Raw genomic sequence first — 21,446 nt, forward strand, 5'->3', positions numbered from 1 at the left:
GGTCAAAATAGGATATGTGTGTGAGTGATAAAGGGAAACATGTACAAGTTGATTCATGCAGAATGGTTCAAACGTCTAAAGAAGGAGATGGGGAATGATTGAAGTGGAGATTAGGGTGGAGCGTCTTAGGAAAGGGAAAATAGAGGATATTGTAGCATTATCTTCTCATATTGGCTGGGATTACAACAGAGAGGAAATTGAGATGATTTTGAATACGGGTATAGTATATGGTGTAGTAAATGAGAGAGAAGAGCTTATTGCTAGCGCAGCAATTATACTATACGGGGAGACATTAGCCTCAATTGGAATGGTAATTGTACATCCAGATTATAAAGGAAGAGGGATTGGAAAGATAATAACGGATTTATGTGTTAAAAGCGTATTAACTCAAACCCCCATTATGCTTATTGCCACGGATGAGGGGAAAATTTTATATGAAAAACTAGGATTCAGGGCTGTTAGTTATGTTTCTAAATAAATATGTAACTCGTACAATGCGAATTACCATTGTGTAGGAAATGAAGAGTATATTGTGAATTATGAAGAACGTGATTTAGAAGAAATAATACAAATAGATAAAGATGCATTTGGAACAAATAGAGAAGAGTTTTTAAAGTATCGAATTATTCAAAGTGAACAATGTATTGTTACAAAGGATGCACAACAAAATGTATTAGGTTACGGTTTAAGTATACAAACGCCAGAAAATAAAATAATAGGGCCGGTCGTTGCTAAAAATGATGCGATGGCAATGAGAATGGTACATTATTTAGCAAGAGAGCATCATGGTAAATTAAGAATTGATGTACCAGAAGGAAAGAAAGGTTTCATGAAAGAATTAGAGATTACTGGTTTTCAAAAGGTTAATACCCCACCAATTATGATAAAAAATAGTGATCAAATTTTGAAAAGAAATGGAGAACTATACAGTATTGCAGCGCAAATTTTTGGATAAAAAAGAATCCTTTTGTGAAAAGGATTCTTTTTTATAGCCAAATTAATCGCGATATTGATCATGAATAGGTTGAAAAAGGTCTTCCTCGACATCTCTAACCATTGAAAAATGATCAACGTTATAATGTCCATGTAGAGTTTTATTATGATGACCAATAATTTGCTCTGCAGATAACACGTTAGAATCAGTTGTGGAATGACCATTTTTAATTAATGTAACGTCAAATCCTTGTACAGTTGCTGTTCTAACGGCGGTATCGATGCAATGTTCTGTTTTACATCCACCGATAACGATATGGCTAATCTTCTCTTCTTTTAAAAGTTCAAGTAAAGAAGTGCCATAGAATGCGTTTGTTGCTGCTTTATTAATAAGGATTGCAGACTGAGGTACTTTAATTTGATTATGTACTTCAAATCCTTCTCCGCTACCAGAAGCAACATCGATATCTCTTACGAAAACAATAAGGGCATTTGAATCTATTGCTTTCTGTACGGCTGTATTTAGTGTAGATAATAGCTCGGTTTTACGAAAAACTTCATTTTCTTGTTCATTTCCATCCATTAATTCTTGCTGAGCATCGATAATTAATAGTGCTTGTTTCATTCGATATCCCCTTTAATATAAAATAAATTCCACTTTACATATTCTTTTGTATTGTAAGGAACTCCTCTTTTTTCTAAGAAGTAGACGATAGATTTACAAAGTTGTCAAATAAATTTCATTCTCATAGAGTATAAAAACATGTATGATAGGAAGTGGAGAATTTTTGAGTAGGTGGGAATATCATGCAAACAGTAGAAGATTATCTTTCATTCTTACATACGAAAGGATTTAAATTATCAGAGGAAGCACAAGGATTTATTATGTTCGGACAAGGATATACTGGTGCATCTGATGGGATTGTGAACGTAGCAATAGAAGCGACGATTAAACATCAATTACAGTTTGATGGCAGTTATTTTGTTGCGTTATTAGAACGCTTGAAAGAAGAAGAAATTACAGATAAAAAAAGCGCTAAGGCTTTTATGCGGAAGTTACAAGCATAACTTCACGCAGCCCGCGCTTCTTTTTTCGTTTTAGAAGGTAGTTCAACAAAAACCATGCCTAGGAAAATACATAAACAACCGATAATGGCAGAAATAGAAAGTTGTTCGTTTGCAACTAGAACGCCTGTTAATGCAGCAAAAACGGGCTCCATTGCAAAAATAATTGCTACTCTTGTTGGAGAAGTATGTTTTTGTGCCGATGTTTGAATGAAAAAAGCAATGGATGTCGCAAATAGGGAAGTTAGAAATAGAGCGAATAAAAAGGATTGATTCGTCCATAGTGAAACTGAAAATAATTTTTCCCAATCTTCAAACAAAAAAGCGCAAATAGAAGAAAATATACCGACAGCTAATACTTGAGAGGTGCTTAGTAATAAAGGTGATATTTTCTTAGAAAAGAAACCGTTAACAAGAATATGGGCAGCAAAAGCAACTGCACAACCGAGAACGAGTATATCTCCAATGTTTAATTGAAAAGAATCACCAGCCGTTAATAAGTATAAACCTGCTGTTGCTACAGCAATGCCCATTACGATAAAAATGGTAGCTTTTTGTTTTAAAAAGATAAAAGACAAAATTGGTACCATAACGATACTAAGCCCTGTTAAGAAACCAGCTTTTGAAGAAGTTGTATAAAGTAAGCCGAATGTTTGTAATACATAGCCAATACATAAAAAGAATCCAACAATTAATCCAGCGAAGCTACTCTGTTTTATATCTTGTTTTGAAGCTCTTTTTGAGAAAATCATTTGAACGAATAATAAAATAATTCCAGCGAATAAAAAGCGAATACCATTAAAAGTAAATGGACCAACGAAAGACATAGCATTTTGAACGACAACAAACGTAGCTCCCCAAATAAAAGAGACAAATAATAAAGCAAGAGGAGCAACCCAATCTTTTTTCACACTCATACCCCCGTTAATTTTGTAAGATAGCTTTTCTAGCTAATTCATCAGCAACTTTATTTTGACTACTTGGAATCCACTTAATAAAAAAGAGATCGAAACTTTTTATGTACTGCAGTGCTTCCTCTAATAGTGGTGCAAATATTTTATTTTTTGCGTATTCTTTTTCGACAGCTCGCTCGACAAGCTGCGAATCGGTACGAAAAGAGACAATGTTATAATTATGCTCCGTGCAATATTTTAATGCCGCAAGTAAAGCGTGGTATTCTGCTTCATGATTGGACATTGTCCCAAGGGGCAATGATAACTGTACAGCTGGTTGCACCCCTTTAATAAACACTCCTGCACCAGAAGGACCAGGATTTCCTTTTGATGCACCATCAATATATACTTCAATCAAAATGAGAAACCTCCAAATTATAAGATGATCCCCTACTTATATGTTTCTTTGAAGTAGGGGATAGAGTGACTTAGCCGATTGTAATACTATAACGACATGTAAATGTTTCATTCGTTTGTAAAGATTGAATTCCTTTTTTTTCCTTGAAATCTTTTGCCGGATTTACTTCATCAGCAATCCCGTACCAAGGTTCAATACATAAGAAAGGTGCGTTCTCGCCTGGTGTCCATACACCCACAAATGGGAATCCGTCAAATTCTACTTTTACAAATTTATTATGTTTATGAGAACGAATAGAGATTTCATCCGTATTCATATTTTCAAAAATAAGTGCATCATTTTTGAATAAATCGTATGTAAGTGGTAATTCATTCGTATTTTCAGCGATTAATTGCTTTTTACTTGAAAGATAAGGTCCTTCTAATACGCTTGTTTCTAAGCGTTCAGAACCATTAAATGATAAATGATAATCTGTAAATGATTCGCCCTCTAATAAGGGGAAGTTGAAACCAGGATGTGCTCCGATTGAGAAAAACATCTCTTTTGAAGTAGGGTTATTTACTTTATATGTTACATGAACGATTTGTCCATCTAGCTCATAAGAAACGAGTAATTCGAATTCGTATGGGTATTTTTTTAATGTTTCTTCATTACTAGTAACAATATAAGTAATATTCGTTTCACTTTGTTCTTTTACAGAGAATGTAAGATCACGAGCAAAGCCGTGTTGTGTTAAAGAATATGGTTTACCATCTACGTAGTATGTATTATCTACTAATCGGCCGACAATTGGGAATAAAATTGGTGCGCGGCGCCCCCAATAAGTAGAATCGCCTTGCCATAAGTATTCAGTGTTATCTTCTTTTAAGCGAACGCTTTGTAATTCTGCACCTTTGTCAGAAATGGAAACGATCACTTTTTCATTTTGAATTGTTGCTGTCATGAAGTGAAACCTCCTAAATCTTTCATATGTTTTATTATACGTTGTCCAAAAGAAAAAAGGTAGTAAATGATAGGAATCTATTGACGAAAGAGTGCCTATTGCGTAAAATATAATCTTGTTGCTTAAAAACGAATAACGTGGTTCGAAACCATCCCACGTAAAAAAACTAAGGAGATTTTGTCATGAATATAAGGACATTAGTCGGTAATGGTATTTTAGCGGCATTATATATTGCTGTTTCTATGCTTATTCAGCCATTTGGCTTTACCAGTGTACAGTTTCGTATTTCAGAGATGTTTAATCATCTCGTTGTATTCAATAAGAAAGCAATTTACGGGATTGTATTAGGGGTATTTTTAACGAATCTCTTTTTCTCACCTATGATCGCTTATGATTTAGTATTTGGAGTAGGGCAATCCATTCTTGCATTACTTGCAACTATTATTTCTATGCGCTTCATTAAAGGTGTTTGGGCTCGTATGATTTTTAATACAGTTATTTTTACAGTCACAATGTTTATGATTGCAATTGAACTTCATCTTGCGTTTGATCTGCCATTTTTATTGACATGGCTAACTTGTGCAGTTGGTGAATTTGTTGTAATGGCAATTGGTATGCCTGTAATGTACTGGATTAATAAGCGAGTGCAATTTGAAAGATTTATGCAATAGATGAAAGAGCTGTCCTTACTTAGGATGGCTCTTTTTGTATGTGATTAAATTGTATATAATACTGTGACTCTTGATAAAATATAATAAAATAAATATAAGAAGTCTTATAAAAGGGGAATCTAGTATGAAATATAAAATACATTGGTTGTATAAAACGAAGCGTGGTTTACAAACTGAATTAACAACAGATTATATGAACATAGAAGAAGTGCTTCAATTTGCGGAGGATTTTGAGAAAACAGGTAGGGTGAAAGAACTTTTATTTTTCGATGAAATGGACGCGGAATGGTCATTAAAAGAAATGAAAAAACTGAGTAAGCAAGTGGAGGAAGATCCGCAAGAAATTCAAGTTTATTTTGATGGTGGTTATGATGTACAGACGAAAGAAGCTGGGGTTGGTATATGTGTATACTATAAAAAAGGAAATACAAATTACCGAATTCGTCGCAATGCATACATAGAAGGCATATATGATAATAACGAAGCGGAGTATGCAGCATTATTATACGGGATGAATACACTCGAGGAATTAGGAATTAAATATGAAGCAGTTACACTTCGTGGAGATTCTCAAGTTGTACTGCAGCAATTAGCTGGTGAATGGCCTTGCTATGATGAACATTTAAATCATTACTTAGATCAAATTGAACAAAAAGCGAAGCAAATGAAATTAAAACTTATTTGTGAACCGATATCTAGAAAACAAAATAAAGAGGCACATCAATTAGCAGCGCAAGCATTAGAAGGGACGACAATTGATAGTCATAAAGAAATAACCGAATAGAGAGGTGCACACGTGAAGAAGAAGCAACTCATTACAGAGGTAAATGACTTATTAGAAACGTATTGCGGAGGGTGTTTCCTGCAGGAACATAATCGGAAAAATCATAGTAAATACTATGCCCATTCTTTTTGTATACGGCAATGTACGGTTGGAGAGAAGTTGAAAAAGTATGGGGAGCAATTGTCATAAAAAAACATCCAGAGAATTTTCTCTGGATGTTTTTTAGTGCTTCGCTTCATGTAATTGATGCTCGCATTTACTTAATTTTTTTTCTTCATTCATTAGAAATGGCTCATCTAAATCCGTTGCAACGGATTTCATGATTTCAAGCTGAGAACGAGCCGATTCTACTGCAGTAGTGGCATGCTCTAATGTGTCTGGATCCATTGAAATTGTTGCAGAACCTACCATTTTTTGTGCAGTTTCTACACGGAATTTTACTTCTTCAAAATCATTTACATGTGACCCCATTGTTATTGCCTCCTTTGTATTTTGCGCATTTCACATAGTTTTTGCTCTGGAAAACGGAAATATACAAAGGAATAACAAAGGAATAACAAAGGAGGTTACCAAGTAAGGTAACCTCCTGTCATATGTGGGATTAAAGTTTTGCCACGTTAGCAGCTTGAGGTCCACGGTTTCCTTCAGTAATGTCGAAAGATACTTCTTGACCTTCCTCTAAAGCTTTGTAGCCGTCGCTTTGAATAGCAGAGAAATGTACGAATACATCTTCAGAGCCTTCCATTTCGATAAATCCAAAACCTTTTTCATTGTTAAACCATTTTACTTTTCCTTGCATGTCACAATTCCTCCTAAAAACGATTCCTTTTTTCATTTAGTGAAATTCATTAAAAAATAATAAAAATAAAAAATGCTATATTCTCGAATATTCTGCTAAATGATTAATTTAAATATACATGAATTGGTAGAATTTAGTCAAGTAAGCGTTTTAAAAATTTTGTATTTTGAATTAATTTTTTCTTGAGTTTTTAAAAAGGTATAGGACAAGCCGAGTATGTAATATTCTTAAGTGAATGCTGTACATAATGAGGTGAAAGAATGGATGAGTCTTATTTATTAGATAATGAAGGGATGAAAAATAGAGTCGACATACCAAATTGGGTTGCAAAAGAATTTCATGATTTTTCGAGTGTCGTGTTAGAACCAACCTTCCCGTGTTATTTCGGTTTAACAGCTTTGAAGAAGAATGAACTTCGTTATTCATTTCTCTCTCATAATGATTGGAGTCATTTGCCCAATACAATGTTAACTTTTTTGGAGCTAATGAAAGAGCGGCCGATTGTAAGAAGAGGATTTTTTCTTTTTGTGGAACCGGAATGTGAAGAAAAATCAATCGAATATTATCGAGATTATTTTTGGAAAGTACTACAATATTTGCATGAACAAGATAATCAATTATGGCCAAAGCAAATCCCGAAAAATCCAGACCATCATTTATGGGAATTTTCATTTGGTGGTGAACCAATATTTGCATTTGGGAATGCGCCAGCTTATAAACAGCGAAAGACTAGGCATTTAGGAAATTCTCTCGTTATTGGATTCCAGCCACGAACTATTTTCGATGGATTAGAAGGAGATCGTCCTAAAGGGTCGTATTCAAGACAAATGGTCCGTGAACGAGTTGAAAAGTGGGATCAGTTGCCGAAGCACCCTAACATTAGTCACTACGGCGATCCTAATCATCGTGAATGGAAACAATATTTCATAGGGGATGATATTGAGCCGATTAAAGGTAAATGTCCTTTTCATCATAGGGTAGAGAAATAAGAGCCATCAACTGGATGGCTCTTTTGCATATTTTGGATAAAAAAGGGTATTGTATTAGTGAATAATTTTTATGAAAGCTAGTCTATTTTCTTTATTTGCATCATTACTTAATAGTAAAAGAAGTAGAAAGGATAGAGTGATGTTTGGAGCAATTATACAACAAATAGTATTAGGTATTTCATTAGCTGCACCTGTAGGTCCGATTAATATTGAAATGTTAAAACGAGGAATTGAACGTGGATTTTGGCATGCGTGGATTGTTGGAATCGGAGGAATGACTGCTGATATTTTGTTTATGCTGCTTATTTATTTTGGTTTATCTTCTGTGTTTATGTATACATATGTACAAGCTTTTATGTATTGCGCTGGTTTTTTCTTGTTGTTTTATTTAGGGTTTCAAAGTGTAAAACAAGGAATTTCTCACTCTAATATGGAATATAAACAAGAAGAGATAGGTGGACTTAAACAATCTTTTATGGCAGGATTTCTAATTGCGATATCCAATCCATTAAATCTCGTTTTTTGGTTTGGTATATATGGAAGTACACTTAGCTCGTTGCTTACAAAGGTAACGAAACAAGAAGCTTTTTTGTACAGTCTTTGTATTATTGTTGGTATTATTTTGTGGAATTTAAATATTGCTTTTTCTGTACATTTTGGAAGAACTTTATTAAAGAAAAAAGCACTTGGCTATATTACAGCCGGAGCAGGTATTATTTTAGTAGGATATTCTATCCATTTTGCATACAAAGCTTTACAGTTGTTCATATAAGATTGAAGGGGAGATTTTTATGTATCGAACCACTATTGACGGAAAAGAAATTATCATCACTTTAGCACCAAAAATCCGAAAAGAACTTACTGATAGAAATCCACTATATGAAGCGGTCTTTAAAAATGCAGCAAGGTTGCTGCAAACGAAACAACCAACGTTTGCGGTAAATCATGAAGTATTTGGGCTTATTATTGGAGAAGTACAAAGGGGTGAAGTAACAGTGTTTGCAGTAGAACACATTATTCCGAAGCAAAATATATTTGGTCCGAACACTTTTTTCTCTACAATAGAACAGCAGGCAAATTTGTAAAGTGAATAGAATAAGAATGAAATAGAAAAAAATGGTCGTAACGATATGTTGCGGCTGTTTTTGTGGAAAAGGGGGAAGTAAGATGAAGAGAGTGGTGAAAGAGTTTTTTTTACAACATGATATTGTTATTATGTATAGTGTTCTATTAATTTTTATTATTATTTTAAAAATGCAATTTTTTACATGGATTGGTATGTTAGCGTGTATGTTTGGGATTGTTTTTTATACGTTTAACGAATATATGACACACCGTTTTTTATTCCATTTAAAGCCGCCTAAAAACGCATTTTTATTAAAAATGTTAAGAAGATTACATTATGATCATCACGTATATCCAGATGATTTAAAACTTTTATTTTTGCCTGTATGGTTTAGTATACCTAGCTTTACTATATATTTACTTATAACGTATGGTATTACAAAAAGTGTTACTGTTACACTTTCATTCGGAATCGGAATGATTATCATGCTCCTCGTTTATGAATGGAAACATTATATTGCACATAAACCGATTCGTCCCTTCACTAAGTTTGGAAGATGGCTAAAAAAACAGCACATATTACACCATTATAAAAATGAAAAGTTTTGGTTCGGAGTTTCAAATCCAGTATTCGATTTTATATTTAGAACACTTAAAGATGGAAAAGACGTTGAATTAAGTGAAACAGCTCGTAATTTAGAAAAGGAGACAAAGAAAGAAGTAGTGCGATAAGCACTACTTCTTTCTTCTATTTTAATGGGAATAAAAGTTTAATCGAATCAATCAAATTTTATGTTAAAAAAGTATATTGAAAATTTAGGAGAAAATGACGAAAAATGTCTATCGAAAAATCTTTGCAGGAATGTATGGATTGTCTAAAATGAAAATAAGTTTCTGAATATTTATAAAATTTAGTATTTATGTATGCAAGGTGAATTGTATTTTAAGTTAAGAGAGGGGACCAGAGAATGAAACGAGATGATACGTCAGCACGTAAGTTAAAAAATGAGGTGAATTATACAGAAGTTGTTCAGTCTGAAGAGTTTCAATTGTTATTAAATACGAAAAAGAAGTTTATCATTCCGATGAGTATTTTCTTTTTAAGTTTTTTTATAGCACTACCTATTTTAACATCGTATTCAAAGGTGCTTAATACACCGGCATTTGGTGATGTGACATGGGCATGGGTATTTGCTTTTGCGCAATTTATTATGACATGGTCATTATGTATGATTTACAGCAAGAAAGCCGAATCCTTTGATGAAATTTCGCAAAAAATTCTGCAAGATATGCAAAAAGGGAGGGGCTGAATTTGAATACTACTGCGTTTGCACTATTTTTAATTATTGTTCTTGGTACGCTCGTCATAACCTATTTTGCATCAAAAAAAACGAAAAATGCGAGTGAATTTTATACGGCTGGAGGGGGATTAACTGGCTGGCAAAATGGTCTGGCTATTGCTGGGGATTACATGTCTGCTGCGTCATTTCTTGGTATAGCCGGAGCGATAGCGTTAACTGGGTTTGATGGGTTCTTTTATAGTATCGGCTTTTTAGTTGCTTATTTAGTTGTTCTATATCTTGTCGCAGAACCGCTTAGAAATTTAGGGAAGTACACGTTAGCGGATATGATTGCGGCACGTTTTGATGCGAAAAAAGTTCGTGGTATAGCAGCGCTTAATACGATGACGATTTCAATTTTTTATATGATTGCACAATTAGTTGGTGCGGGTGCACTTATTAAACTATTATTAGGTATTGAATATACAACATCTGTATTAATCGTAGGTACACTTATGACTGTGTATGTTATTTTTGGAGGAATGACAGCTACGAGCTGGGTTCAAATTGTAAAGGCTGTACTACTTATGGCAGGGACATTTATTATTTCTGTTATCGTTTTCTCCAAATTTAATTTCAGTGTGACTGAAATGTTCGCTCACATGAAAACAGCTACTCCATTAAAAGATTCGTTTTTAAATCCAGGAGTAAAGTATAAGGATGGTCTTGATACACTTTCTTTAAATTTAGGACTAGTCCTTGGTACAGCGGGATTACCACATATTCTTGTCCGCTTTTTTACAGTACGTGATGCAAAAACTGCACGTCAATCTGTTGTATATGCAACGTGGTTAATTGGCGCGTTTTATATTATGACAATTTTCTTAGGGTTTGGAGCAGCAGCGTTTGTAGGAAATGAGGCGATTATTAAAGCAAACCCTGCTGGTAATATGGCAGCACCTTTATTAGCAAAAGCATTAGGCGGAGATTTCTTATTTGCTTTCGTATCAGCAATTGCTTTTGCAACTATTTTAGCTGTAGTAGCAGGACTTGTGTTAACAGCAGCATCAGCATTCGCGCATGATTTTTATAATGAGATTATCCGTAAAGGAAAATCAACGGAAAAAGAGCAAGTGTCAATGGCTCGTTATGCGTCTATTGGAGTAGCGATAGTATCTATTATACTTGCTTTATTTGCTCAAACATTAAACGTAGCATTTTTAGTATCACTAGCATTTGCGGTTGCAGCGAGTGCAAACTTACCGGTTATATTATTTACAATCTATTGGAAGCGTTTTAATACAACAGGAGCAATTTCTGGTATGATTGTTGGTCTTGTATCAGCGATTGTTCTTGTAGCGTTAAGTCCAAATGTTTGGAACCCAGTAGCTGGAAAAGCTATTTTTGTTGGAGAAGCGATATTTCCATATACGACACCTGGAATTATTTCGATCCCGCTCGGGTTTCTTGCAGCATATTTAGGAACTGTTTTCTCTAGTAAGAAAGAAGATGCAGCGAAATTTGATGAAATTCTTGTGAAATCTAATACTGGTCATGGTATTAGTGATGCATCTTCGCATTAAAAAAAGAGGAGCTTTTCGAAATATAAGAAAAGCTCCTCTTTCTTTTGACATTTTCTTATAACGTGAAACTTTAATCAGTGTGGGGGATTGTTCATCCCCCCACACTGATTATTAGCTCTCACCAATCGGGCGTTTATGGGCAGTTAATCTCCCACCTAACTTCTTTGCTCCAGCTGAATTTGGGGGTGGGAGTTTTACTGCCCACAAATAGTGGGATAAATATTACTTTAATTTTGGTAGGATTTGTCTTGTGTTTGTGGAATGAAAATAGGCAGGGAGAAATTTAACTCATCATGGCACCAGCGCAGCTTTGTGAAAAATAAGTTGTTATGGAAGGTGGAAGAAATGATGAAGACAAAACAAACCGATGAATTATTAGCAAAAGATGAGCAATATGTGTGGCACGGAATGCGTCCCTTTAGTCCAAGTAGTACAATGGTAGGGGCAAAAGCAGAAGGGTGCTGGGTTGAAGATATACAAGGAAAAAGATACTTAGATGGTATGAGTGGTCTTTGGTGTGTAAATAGCGGATATGGAAGAAAAGAGCTTGCAGAGGCAGCTTATAAGCAATTGCAAACATTATCATATTTTCCGATGTCACAATCACATGAACCAGCAATTAAGCTCGCTGAAAAGTTAAACGAGTGGCTTGGTGGAGAGTATGTTATTTTCTTCTCTAATAGTGGATCAGAAGCGAATGAAACCGCTTTTAAAATAGCAAGACAATATTATGCTCAAAAAGGTGAACCGCATCGTTACAAATTTATGTCACGTTATCGTGGTTATCACGGAAACACAATGGCGACGATGGCAGCGACTGGACAAGCACAGCGTAGATACCAATATGAGCCATTCGCTTCAGGTTTTTTACATGTAACGCCTCCAGATTGTTACCGCATGCCAGAAATGGAATCACAAAATATTTATGATGTAGAATGCGTAAAAGAAGTAGATCGTGTTATGACATGGGAATTAAGTGAAACGATAGCAGCATTTATTATGGAGCCAATTATTACAGGCGGAGGTATTTTAATGCCACCACAAGACTATATGAAAGCAATTCACGAAACATGTCAAAAACACGGAGCACTACTTATAAGTGATGAAGTTATTTGTGGTTTCGGGCGTACAGGAAAAGCATTTGGGTTTATGAACTATGACGTTAAGCCTGATATCGTTACGATGGCAAAAGGTATTACGAGCGCATATTTACCATTATCAGCAACAGCTGTAAAAAAAGAAATTTATGAGGCATTTAAAGGAACAGGAGAATATGAATTCTTCCGCCATATTAATACATTTGGTGGAAATCCAGCGGCTTGTGCATTAGCGCTTAAAAACTTAGAGATTATGGAAAATGAAAATTTAATTGAGCGCTCTGCACAAATGGGTTCACTTTTATTAAATCAATTAAAAGAAGAAATTGGGGCACATCCGCTTGTTGGAAATATTAGAGGGAAAGGGTTATTAGTTGGAATCGAACTAGTAAATGATAAAGCGACGAAAGAACCAATTGATAATGACAAAATTGCAAGTGTTGTAAATGCTTGTAAAGAAAAAGGGCTCATTATTGGGCGTAACGGTATGACAACAGCAGGATATAATAATGTCTTAACATTGGCACCGCCGCTCGTTATATCAAGTGAAGAAATTGCTTTCGTTGTTGGTACGTTGAAGACGGCGATGGAGCGTATTTAATTAATTGAGCGAGCTGTAATATACAGCTCGCTTTTGTTTATTACGTGAAATAGGATAGCTTTTTAAAGGAAGGGATATTAATGGAGAAATATGATCCTAACAAACATTATCACATCGGATATTATGAAGATGGATATGATTTAGAAGTGACAGCGTACAAAAGAATAAATGAACCAATTTGGGATGCCTATATTCCACACTATGAGGTAGATGATTTTTACAAAAAAGTGGAGGAAATGAAGCTAGGTGAATATATAGATGATTATGGCATTAAGGTGTATTCATTTAGTAATGATATCGATGATGAAGAAGCGCGAACTATGTTTGAAAACTGGTTAAAAATGAATGGAATTGTTTAAAGATAAAATGAAAAAGGAGATTGCTATCTTATAAGATAGCAATCTCCTTTTATTATATGAAACTTATTTACTTGCTTTCATTGCTTTATCTTTTGCACCAAAAGTGTATTTTAACATTGGTGGTGTAATCATTGTAGTTAAAATAACGACAATAACGATAGCTGTAAAGTAATCTTGTGCTAATAGGCCAGAAGAAAGTCCTGTTCCTGCGATGATAAGTGCAACTTCACCACGAGAAACCATACCAGCACCGATAATTGCAGAAGACTTTGCATCAAATCCAGTGATTCGTGCACCGAATCCACAACCAATTAGTTTTGTGAATACAGCGATAACTGTTAATGCTAAGATGAACCAAATTTGATCGCCAATACCGTCAAATGTAATATTCATACCGATACTAACAAAGAATACTGGAACGAACATAGCGTAAGCAATTGGTTCTACTTTCTTTTCTACTTCATGTTTGTAGTTCGTTTGAGAAATAGCGATACCAGCTGCGAAAGCACCGATAATACCAGCAATTCCTAATAGTTCGCCGAAGTATGCGAATGAGAAACAGATGATAAGCGCAGCACTAACGATAGACTCAGATACGCGAAGCGGTGATAACCAACGCATGATTGCTGGAACACCTTTCCAACCAATTAAAATGATAGAAGCAAAGAATACTACTTTCTTCAAGATAATCATTGTTAAGTTAACGTCATCTGTTCCTAAGAAGCTCATTGCAAATGCTAATAAAATAACAACAAGAATGTCATCAAATACAGCGGCTCCAAGCATCGTCGTACTTTCACGTGTTTTCATTTTACCTAAATCACGAAGTGTTTGAACGGAAATACTAACACTTGTTGCACATAGAAGTAATCCTAAAAAGACAGCATTCCCTTGTTCCATACCGACAACAAGACCGGCAACGTAACCACCTACGAATGGAAGAACGATACCTCCAAGTGCAACAGCTAAAGAAGAATTACGATTTGCGTTTAATTCTTCTAAGTCTGTTTCAAGTCCTGCCATAAACATTAAAAGAATAACTCCGACATTACTTAATTGTGTTAGAAGCTCTGAATTTTCAATCCATCCGAATATAGCTGGACCGATAACGATACCAACAATTAATTTACCGAGTACAGAAGGTTGACCTAATCTAACACTAAGGTCACCAGCGAGCTTTGTACTTAATAAAATAAGTGCAATCTGAAAGAAAAATTCGAATTCCATTTGATCCTCTCCTCATCATTTTTTATTTTTATCATACGATTTCTCGGAATTTGCCTAATGATAATATGTAAAGATCCATTAAACAAAGGGTCTGATTACGAGTTCTTTTGAACTTGTAATTTGAACCTGTAATTAATATATAATAAAATTTATTAAAAATCAATGAAAAAATAGCAGATTTTCATGAGAGGATTCGTTTTAGAAACGGGGGATATAGATATATAATAGGAAGTAATACAGTTTACATATAATGAATGGAGAAAGAAAAATGTTATTAAATCAACGTTTTACAATTGGGGAAATGGCGAAAATGCATAATATAGCGGAATCTACATTACGTTATTATGATGAAAAAGGGATTTTTCATCCGTCAATTGTTGACCCTCAAACCAATTATCGTTATTACACAATTGATCAGTTTTCACTATTAGATACGATTAAATTTTTACGCCAATTGAACATCTCGTTAAAGGAAATAAAGAAATATATTGATGAACGAAATCCATCTTATGCGCTGAATTTACTTGAAAAACAACAAGAAATGATGCTGAAAAAACAAAGAGAAATCGAGTATGCTTTGGCAAAAATGGAACATAAAATCCATTTAATGAAGAAAGCGACGAAATCTGAAGCAAATCAAATTATTTATAAAAAGATACCGAAACGAAAAATTACAGCAATTGCAGTTGCACCAAATACAACGGATGATATGTTTGAATATTATATCCATTCGTTGCAAAAAAATATGAAGCAAATTGATAATAGTTTATTTTCAGGTGATATCGGTGTAACAGTTTCAAAAAAAGCATTAATGCAAAATGAGTTTCAAGCATATAACAGTGTGTTTATTTTATTGGATTACATGCCTTTTGAAGCGCATACTTCAGATGAAATAAAAGAAGGGATATTTGCCTGTTCTTATCACCATGGACCATATGAAGAAACAGACGCAACGTATACGGAATTATTAAAGCACATTGATAACGAAGGATATGAAGTGTGCGGAGATGCACTGGAACTTGCATTAATTGATTGGTCCGTAACAGAAAATCCGAAGGAGCAAGTAACGGAAATTCAAATACCTGTTGTTAAAAAATAGGCTTATATATTTTTCGATTCTCTATTGACCTTCAAGTAACTTGAAGGTTTAAACTGTGAACAGAGGATTGAAAAAGGAGCATTTATATGATGGAAACAACAGAAAAATTAAGAGAAAAACCAATTAAAAGTTTATTTATTACGTATTTAATACCAGCTGTTCTTGGGATGGTATTAATGTCGGTTAATATTGTGATTGATGCAGTCATGATTAGTAGAGGAGTTGGAGCGAACGGTTTAGCCGGAGTAAACGTAGCTATTCCAGCATTTTCAATTTTCTTCTCTATTTCATTATGGATTGGAATGGGCGGAGCAACGCTATATTCCATTGCACTAGGTGAAAATAAACTGGAAAGAGCAAGGTCTATCTTTACTCAATCTATGACAGTAGCAGTTGTTATCGTTGGCGTTTTAGCGGCTATTTGCTTATGGAGAATAGAAGATTTAGCATATTTATTTGGTGCGAATGAAGTGATTTTACCATACGCATTAGACTATTTACAGGTGTTATTAACATTTGGAATGATATACGTTTTAGAAAATATTTTAAGTACATTTATACGAAATGACGGAAATCCTAATTTAGCAATGGCAGGTCTTGTTGTAACGGCTGTATTAAATATAGTGTTCGACTATATTTTTATTTTCATCTTTGGATGGGGTGTAACTGGTGCTGCTTCAGCTACTATTCTTTCGGCGGCAATTGGTTTCCTTGTATTATTAACTCACTTCTTTAGAAAAAGTAGTATTTTAAAATGGACGAAATTCCACTTTGAATGGGATACGGTTAAACAAATTATGGTGATCGGTTTCCCAAGCTTTACAGCAGAAAGTACAGTTGCAATCGTAACAATCGGTTTTAACATTGCATTCGTTCAATATGCAGGAGAAATAGGAGTCGCTTCCTATGCGATGGTGAATAGTATTCATGCAATGACATTACTATTATTCTTCGGTGTTGGTGCAGCATTACAACCAATCGCTAGTTTCCATTACGGTGCAAACTTATCAGAAAGATTGCGTGAAGGATTACAGTTTGCTGTGAAAATTGCGCTTGTACTCGGAGGCATTGCGATTGTTGTCGGTTTATTCTTTGGGAAATATATTATAGGTTTATTTAATGTTCAATCGCCAGAACTATTGGAGTTAACGTTAACAGGTATTAGTTTATTCTTTATTCAATATGTATTTTTAGGCTATAACATTGTGTATGGAGAGTATTTCCAATCAGTGCGACAAACGAAAAAATCAGTACTTATAATAATGAGCCGAGGTTTACTATTTGTTATCCCATTGTTATGGATTATGCCAAAAGTATTTGGTATAAACGGAATTTGGCTCGTTATGCCAGTAGCGGAAGTATTGACAGCAATTATCGTATTTACGATGAATCGTATGAAACATCCTGTTCCGTTAAACATGGCGAGAGAGAAAAAAGCAATATAGTGAAGAAAATCCCCTTGAACAAGTAAGGGGATTTTTTTTCATTCTTTTAAACTAATTGCAAAAGATCCATCTGTCTCCTGCACAGAAGCGAAAGCCACATTTTTAATATTTGTAACGCCTTTCTCCATTAACTCTGCATGTAACCACTTTTCATTTTTATGGATTAATTTTAAGTTATCGTATTGAATTTGTGAATCAACGATAAGAGCAATTGGTAAGCCTGCATACTTAACATTTATATTCAAATCTTTTGGAGTCAGAGGCACAAGTTCTCTTTTTGGTAAAATACTAATAGCTCCATTCGCTTCTAATATCGCATACTCAATTTCATGAACACTTGGATATCCTGCGACGCGAAGGTTAGAAAGCAATTCAGGGATCGGATATCTACTTTTTTGTAAGTTCTCAAAAATAATATCACCATGTTTAATTAAAATAATGGGGTGTCCGAGAATAAAACGATTTAGTTTGTTGAGTAGGCTTAATTTTGTAAGAAGCAAATGCAAACATGTAATAACGACCATACCGAGAAATGCTTGTAAAGCACCAGCGACTGGTATGGCTTGAAAAGCTAAATAAGATAAAAAGATAATAGCCCCAAAATCATGAGGAGTTAGTTGTGCTAATGCAGATTTACCAAGTAGCTTAAGTGATAGTAAAAATAAGATGAAAAAGAATGATACGTTACATAAAAAGAGAAGCAATAGGGACACTCCTTCGTGCGAAGTTGTACTTACTATTCCCGAAATTAATAGAAATATTACCTTTTGGAGGATAAATTAGGCTTAATTGGAATTTGTCTGTATACAAACGAATAAATGGATATTATGATGAAGGAAGTAAAGGGAATAGGGGTATATGGATATGAGAAAGAAGAAAATAATCAAGTATATTTTAGTTGTTATAATGATTTGCGCCGTATATGCGGGGTTTTTACAATATAACATTTATAAGCATGGGCATATGAATGCAATTGATGATGCGGATTATATAATTGTACTAGGATCGAAAGTAAATGGAACAAAACCTTCGTATTCATTGCAATATCGTATTGATAAAGCAGCTGAGTATTTAAAATTACATGATAAAACAATTGCTATTGTATCTGGAGGCCAAGGAAAAGGTGAAGATATTACAGAAGCATTAGCGATGAAACAAGGATTAATGAAACAAAATATTGCAGAAGACCGCATTATAATGGAAGATAAGTCGACGAGCACAGATGAAAATATTAAATTCTCAAAACCGTTAATTCCAGCCAATATGAAAAAAGGTATGATCGTAACAAACGATTTCCATATGTTTAGAGCGAAAAAAATAGCTGCAAAACAAGGTTTGCAATTAGAAGGGCTTCCGGCCAAAACACCGAAGCCAATTATCATTCCATCGAATGTACGAGAATATTTAGCGATTACGCAATATTGGTTTATGAATCGAATATAGTTAAAGTAATCCCGCCCAAAATTTGAGGCGGGATTTATTTCGAGGAAAATCTTACAAAAATGTCATGTTCATGAAAGGTAAAGCGATAGTTTCTGGAAAGGTTTCCTGACATAATGAAGGTAACAAAAAACTTTAGAGGTGAATCGTATGAAAGGAAATAATATTTTATCCTCGCTATGTTATTTTAGTATCTTTTTTGCACCATTTTTACTACCAATTATTGTTTACTTCGTTGCGGAAGATGAAGTGAAATATCATGCGAAAAAAGCATTTTGGTCACATGTTTTCCCATATGCAATTTTATTTGGAGGGTTAGCTTTATCAGGAGTATACGGTTTAAGTTTCAATCAGTCTGAGAGCGTTGGAATTGGGATGGTTATAACGTATGCAGTGTTTATTCTTGTAGGAATTTACTACTTCATTTGGAATATTGTTAAAGGTATTAAAGTATTGAAAGCAGCTTAACATTGTCGTTATGTGTGTAAAGTCGATATAATTTCATTTACCATATTAATATGTATTTAAAAAAGAGCAACTCACAAAGGAGTGCTCTTTTTTTGCTTATAAGTTGTGAATAATGAAAAAGATATGTTAATTTTTTATTATGAAGAGAAAAAAGGAGTGGTTTTTATGAATGAGATGATACATAAAATGGAGCAACACGTTTCAGTTCGTAAATATAAAGAAGAACCAATTTCAAAAGAGATAGTAGAAAGAATGGTGCAAGCTGCGCAGCATGCAGCTTCCTCACATTTTGTACAGGCGTATTCTCTTATATATGTAACAGATCAGGAACTAAAGGTTAAACTAGCTGAATTATCCGGGAATCGTCATGTGAAAGACTGCGCAGCATTCTTTGTATGCTGTGCGGATTTAAAACGTCTAGAAACTGCATGTGAGAAACATGGAACAGAAATTAAACATGAGGGAGTAGAGGACTTTATTGTAGCAACAGTAGATGCCTCATTATTTGCACAAAACTTAGCACTTGCAGCTGAATCATTAGGATACGGCATTTGTTATATTGGCGGAATTCGTAATAACCCGAAAGAAGTGAGTGAATTGCTTTATTTACCGGATAAAGTATATCCGGTATTCGGAATGACAGTGGGCGTACCAAATGAAGAGCATGGAGTTAAGCCGCGTTTACCGGTAGCGGCCATTCTTCATGAAAATGGATACGATGAAAAGAAATATGATGAATTATTAAACGAATATGATGAAACGATGAGTGGGTATTACAAAGAAAGATCGTCAAATCAAAAAAACGTAACATGGACGGAATCAATGAGCTCATTTATGTCCAAAGAGAAAAGAATGCATATGAAAGAGTTTTTAAATGAAAAAGGATTAAATAAGAAATAAGTAAAAAGGCAAACCTGGAATGCGGGTTTGTCTTTTTTGGAGGAGAAATGTATTTTTTTGCTATCATATACATAGAAATAAAAATTAATAAATTTTTACAAAAGTGATAGAAAATGAGAATGAAATGCCAATAGTAAGTAAAAGCAGCTGCTAAAGGGGAACTGAGGAAGGAAGATGTTTATGATTTTCAATTCTGAAGAGGATTTAATTATAGCTATGAAAAAACGCGATCAAGATGCTTTGAAAGAAGTAATTGATCAATATGGAAAATTAATTTTGTACATTATTCATAAATCATTAAGTACCCCTATTGAAAAACAATATGTGGATGATTGTTATAATGATGTATTTACTATCATTTGGCTTAATATCGAACAATTTGATATAGAAAAGGGAAACTTAAAATCTTGGATGATTGGTATTACTAAATTAAAGGCATTGGAATATAAAAAGAAAGTATATAAAGAGAATAAAATCGATAAAGACGTAGAAATAGATACAAGTATCCATGATAGGTATGAAATAGAACAAGAAGAAGAGATTATGGAACTCGTACAAGATTTAAATACAAAGGATCGGTATATCTTTTTAAAGAGGTATATTGATGGGTATTCCATTGACGATATTGCGAAAGAATTAAAAGTAACGGCTGACTATATATACAATCGAATTTCTCGTGAAAAGAAAAAACTTCAAAAACTGTGGAAAGGGAGTGTGTAATATGGATAAAAGATTATTATCGATGTTAAATGAGCTCCAATATTCAGAAGAAGAAATTACACGTTTAGAGAAAGAAGCGAATGAGTCTATAAATATAGATAAGTATTATGTGAGAAATGGAGAACTGCTAAAAAAATTAACTTTACAAATGCTTGAAGAGTCAATTCGCGAAGAGTTACAAAAAAATGAAGAAATTGAGGATGAACTGTTAGTAGAAGAGGGATGCATGGTAAATACAAAAGTAATACCGAATATTTATACTGTAGGTGCAACTTTTTACTATTATATCGTTTTAACAAATAAAAGGTTGCTGATGAAAGGATTAGATTGTTATTTTAAAAAGGTAAATGAATACAGTATGTTAATAGAAGATATTCAAGCAATTTCACAACATAAAAAAATGAAAAACGTATACGGGATTAAATATAATAAAAAATATATACAATTTGGAAGTATAGAGCACGAACAAGAACTAGCTATGATTATTATGAAATTAAAACAGCATGGAGTAAAAGAAGAGAAATATAAAGATTTTGAGAAAGGCTGGATGATTTATTTCAATGTTCTTGTCATAGTAACATCCGGTCTTTTATTTTTAAAATATTTAATGTAAAAAGCGGCATAATAGCCGCTTTTTATGGTTTAGTTAGTATTCTATTGATGATCT

At 34.0% G+C, this 21,446-nt stretch carries 27 protein-coding genes, 1 pseudogene and 1 riboswitch; of the genes and pseudogenes, 20 read left to right on the top strand and 8 right to left on the bottom strand.

Translation table 11 applies throughout. The features are described 5' to 3' along the window. Window positions 1-94: 94 nt before the first annotated feature. Window positions 95-955 (top strand): annotated as a pseudogene (locus MHH59_RS07980) (GNAT family N-acetyltransferase). Between the two features lie 42 nt (window positions 956-997). Here the strand turns inward: MHH59_RS07980 and MHH59_RS07985 are convergent. Beyond that, window positions 998-1,558, bottom strand: coding sequence for a cysteine hydrolase family protein (locus tag MHH59_RS07985; RefSeq protein ID WP_002186259.1), 561 nt, complete (start codon window positions 1,556-1,558; stop codon window positions 998-1,000). Window positions 1,559-1,740: 182 nt separating this feature from the next. Between MHH59_RS07985 and MHH59_RS07990 the strand changes: the two genes are divergently transcribed. Then, window positions 1,741-2,001: a DUF6123 family protein gene (locus tag MHH59_RS07990; protein WP_001195213.1), complete on the top strand. Its 261-nt coding sequence runs from the start codon at window positions 1,741-1,743 to the stop codon at window positions 1,999-2,001. A gap of 2 nt (window positions 2,002-2,003) precedes the next feature. Here the strand turns inward: MHH59_RS07990 and MHH59_RS07995 are convergent, their stop codons facing one another. The 3 genes from MHH59_RS07995 to MHH59_RS08005 form a co-directional block, all read right to left on the bottom strand. Then, a complete protein-coding gene (locus tag MHH59_RS07995; RefSeq protein ID WP_002126516.1) occupies window positions 2,004-2,909 on the bottom strand; it encodes a DMT family transporter in 906 nt (301 codons plus the stop codon). A 13-nt stretch (window positions 2,910-2,922) separates the two neighbouring features. Then, window positions 2,923-3,309 (bottom strand): reverse transcriptase-like protein, encoded by a 387-nt coding sequence (locus tag MHH59_RS08000; RefSeq protein ID WP_002011911.1) that lies wholly within the window; start codon window positions 3,307-3,309, stop codon window positions 2,923-2,925. Window positions 3,310-3,379: 70 nt separating this feature from the next. Beyond that, window positions 3,380-4,252: an aldose 1-epimerase family protein gene (locus MHH59_RS08005; protein WP_050000148.1), complete on the bottom strand. Its 873-nt coding sequence runs from the start codon at window positions 4,250-4,252 to the stop codon at window positions 3,380-3,382. 131 nt (window positions 4,253-4,383) lie between these two features. Then, window positions 4,384-4,428, top strand: a riboswitch (PreQ1 riboswitch). Between the two features lie 6 nt (window positions 4,429-4,434). On the opposite strand from MHH59_RS08005, the gene MHH59_RS08010 reads away from it, so the two are divergent. From MHH59_RS08010 to MHH59_RS08020, 3 genes are all read left to right on the top strand, one after another. Next, window positions 4,435-4,923, top strand: a complete 489-nt coding sequence (locus MHH59_RS08010) for a QueT transporter family protein (protein WP_002011909.1) — start codon at window positions 4,435-4,437, stop codon at window positions 4,921-4,923. Between the two features lie 124 nt (window positions 4,924-5,047). Continuing rightward, on the top strand, window positions 5,048-5,707 hold the full coding sequence (locus tag MHH59_RS08015) for a ribonuclease H family protein (protein WP_002126525.1): 660 nt from the start codon (window positions 5,048-5,050) through the stop codon (window positions 5,705-5,707). A gap of 12 nt (window positions 5,708-5,719) precedes the next feature. Then, complete coding sequence (locus MHH59_RS08020) at window positions 5,720-5,896, top strand: zinc-finger domain-containing protein (RefSeq protein WP_002011906.1); 177 nt, start codon at window positions 5,720-5,722, stop codon at window positions 5,894-5,896. Window positions 5,897-5,929: 33 nt separating this feature from the next. Here the strand turns inward: MHH59_RS08020 and MHH59_RS08025 are convergent, their stop codons facing one another. Together MHH59_RS08025 and cspB are read right to left on the bottom strand one after the other, a co-directional pair. Further along, on the bottom strand, window positions 5,930-6,178 hold the full coding sequence (locus tag MHH59_RS08025; protein WP_002011905.1) for a DUF2564 family protein: 249 nt from the start codon (window positions 6,176-6,178) through the stop codon (window positions 5,930-5,932). A gap of 130 nt (window positions 6,179-6,308) precedes the next feature. Then, window positions 6,309-6,506 carry a cold shock-like protein CspB gene (cspB, locus tag MHH59_RS08030; RefSeq protein WP_002011904.1) on the bottom strand — a complete coding sequence of 66 codons (198 nt, stop codon included), beginning with the start codon at window positions 6,504-6,506 and terminating at the stop codon, window positions 6,309-6,311. A gap of 260 nt (window positions 6,507-6,766) precedes the next feature. Between cspB and MHH59_RS08035 the strand changes: the two genes are divergently transcribed. The 8 genes from MHH59_RS08035 (at window position 6,767) to MHH59_RS08070 (ending at window position 13,480) form a co-directional block, all read left to right on the top strand. Next, entirely contained in the window at window positions 6,767-7,495 is a 729-nt protein-coding gene (locus tag MHH59_RS08035) for a YqcI/YcgG family protein (protein ID WP_002030884.1), read from the top strand. A 139-nt stretch (window positions 7,496-7,634) separates the two neighbouring features. Next, window positions 7,635-8,267: a LysE family transporter gene (locus MHH59_RS08040; protein WP_002030886.1), complete on the top strand. Its 633-nt coding sequence runs from the start codon at window positions 7,635-7,637 to the stop codon at window positions 8,265-8,267. Window positions 8,268-8,286: 19 nt separating this feature from the next. Beyond that, window positions 8,287-8,580, top strand: coding sequence for a cytoplasmic protein (locus MHH59_RS08045; RefSeq protein WP_078178006.1), 294 nt, complete (start codon window positions 8,287-8,289; stop codon window positions 8,578-8,580). Window positions 8,581-8,662: 82 nt separating this feature from the next. Beyond that, entirely contained in the window at window positions 8,663-9,292 is a 630-nt protein-coding gene (locus MHH59_RS08050; protein ID WP_002126527.1) for a sterol desaturase family protein, read from the top strand. A 236-nt stretch (window positions 9,293-9,528) separates the two neighbouring features. Then, entirely contained in the window at window positions 9,529-9,870 is a 342-nt protein-coding gene (locus tag MHH59_RS08055; RefSeq protein ID WP_002011894.1) for a DUF485 domain-containing protein, read from the top strand. Window positions 9,871-9,872: 2 nt separating this feature from the next. Next, window positions 9,873-11,423, top strand: coding sequence for a solute symporter family protein (locus tag MHH59_RS08060; RefSeq protein ID WP_002011892.1), 1,551 nt, complete (start codon window positions 9,873-9,875; stop codon window positions 11,421-11,423). Between the two features lie 348 nt (window positions 11,424-11,771). Continuing rightward, entirely contained in the window at window positions 11,772-13,121 is a 1,350-nt protein-coding gene (locus MHH59_RS08065) for an aspartate aminotransferase family protein (protein ID WP_002126530.1), read from the top strand. Between the two features lie 80 nt (window positions 13,122-13,201). Further along, on the top strand, window positions 13,202-13,480 hold the full coding sequence (locus MHH59_RS08070) for a DUF3986 family protein (protein ID WP_002186254.1): 279 nt from the start codon (window positions 13,202-13,204) through the stop codon (window positions 13,478-13,480). A 63-nt stretch (window positions 13,481-13,543) separates the two neighbouring features. Here the strand turns inward: MHH59_RS08070 and MHH59_RS08075 are convergent, their stop codons facing one another. Next, complete coding sequence (locus MHH59_RS08075) at window positions 13,544-14,707, bottom strand: cation:proton antiporter (RefSeq protein WP_002011888.1); 1,164 nt, start codon at window positions 14,705-14,707, stop codon at window positions 13,544-13,546. Window positions 14,708-14,975: 268 nt separating this feature from the next. On the opposite strand from MHH59_RS08075, the gene MHH59_RS08080 reads away from it, so the two are divergent. Further along, on the top strand, window positions 14,976-15,806 hold the full coding sequence (locus tag MHH59_RS08080) for a MerR family transcriptional regulator (protein ID WP_340851037.1): 831 nt from the start codon (window positions 14,976-14,978) through the stop codon (window positions 15,804-15,806). Window positions 15,807-15,895: 89 nt separating this feature from the next. Further along, window positions 15,896-17,251 (top strand): MATE family efflux transporter, encoded by a 1,356-nt coding sequence (locus MHH59_RS08085; protein ID WP_003188403.1) that lies wholly within the window; start codon window positions 15,896-15,898, stop codon window positions 17,249-17,251. Window positions 17,252-17,289: 38 nt separating this feature from the next. Here MHH59_RS08085 and MHH59_RS08090 read toward each other — a convergent pair whose 3' ends face one another. After that, window positions 17,290-17,955 (bottom strand): DUF421 domain-containing protein, encoded by a 666-nt coding sequence (locus MHH59_RS08090; RefSeq protein ID WP_002126540.1) that lies wholly within the window; start codon window positions 17,953-17,955, stop codon window positions 17,290-17,292. A 202-nt stretch (window positions 17,956-18,157) separates the two neighbouring features. Here MHH59_RS08090 and MHH59_RS08095 point away from each other — a divergent pair, with 202 nt between their 5' ends. The 5 genes from MHH59_RS08095 (at window position 18,158) to MHH59_RS08115 (ending at window position 21,392) form a co-directional block, all read left to right on the top strand. Further along, complete coding sequence (locus MHH59_RS08095) at window positions 18,158-18,694, top strand: YdcF family protein (RefSeq protein WP_306475273.1); 537 nt, start codon at window positions 18,158-18,160, stop codon at window positions 18,692-18,694. A 147-nt stretch (window positions 18,695-18,841) separates the two neighbouring features. Then, window positions 18,842-19,159 (top strand): DUF4870 domain-containing protein, encoded by a 318-nt coding sequence (locus MHH59_RS08100; RefSeq protein WP_002011879.1) that lies wholly within the window; start codon window positions 18,842-18,844, stop codon window positions 19,157-19,159. Between the two features lie 165 nt (window positions 19,160-19,324). After that, window positions 19,325-20,059, top strand: a complete 735-nt coding sequence (nfsA, locus tag MHH59_RS08105; RefSeq protein ID WP_050000286.1) for an oxygen-insensitive NADPH nitroreductase — start codon at window positions 19,325-19,327, stop codon at window positions 20,057-20,059. 174 nt (window positions 20,060-20,233) lie between these two features. Continuing rightward, on the top strand, window positions 20,234-20,779 hold the full coding sequence (locus tag MHH59_RS08110) for a sigma-70 family RNA polymerase sigma factor (RefSeq protein ID WP_340851039.1): 546 nt from the start codon (window positions 20,234-20,236) through the stop codon (window positions 20,777-20,779). 1 nt (window position 20,780) lies between these two features. Next, window positions 20,781-21,392: a flagellar motor switch protein FliG gene (locus MHH59_RS08115; protein WP_340851040.1), complete on the top strand. Its 612-nt coding sequence runs from the start codon at window positions 20,781-20,783 to the stop codon at window positions 21,390-21,392. The last annotated feature ends 54 nt before the right edge of the window (window positions 21,393-21,446 follow it).

Origin of the sequence: Bacillus sp. FSL E2-0195, assembly GCF_038003645.1 — a bacterium.
Lineage (GTDB): Bacteria > Bacillota > Bacilli > Bacillales > Bacillaceae_G > Bacillus_A > Bacillus_A mycoides.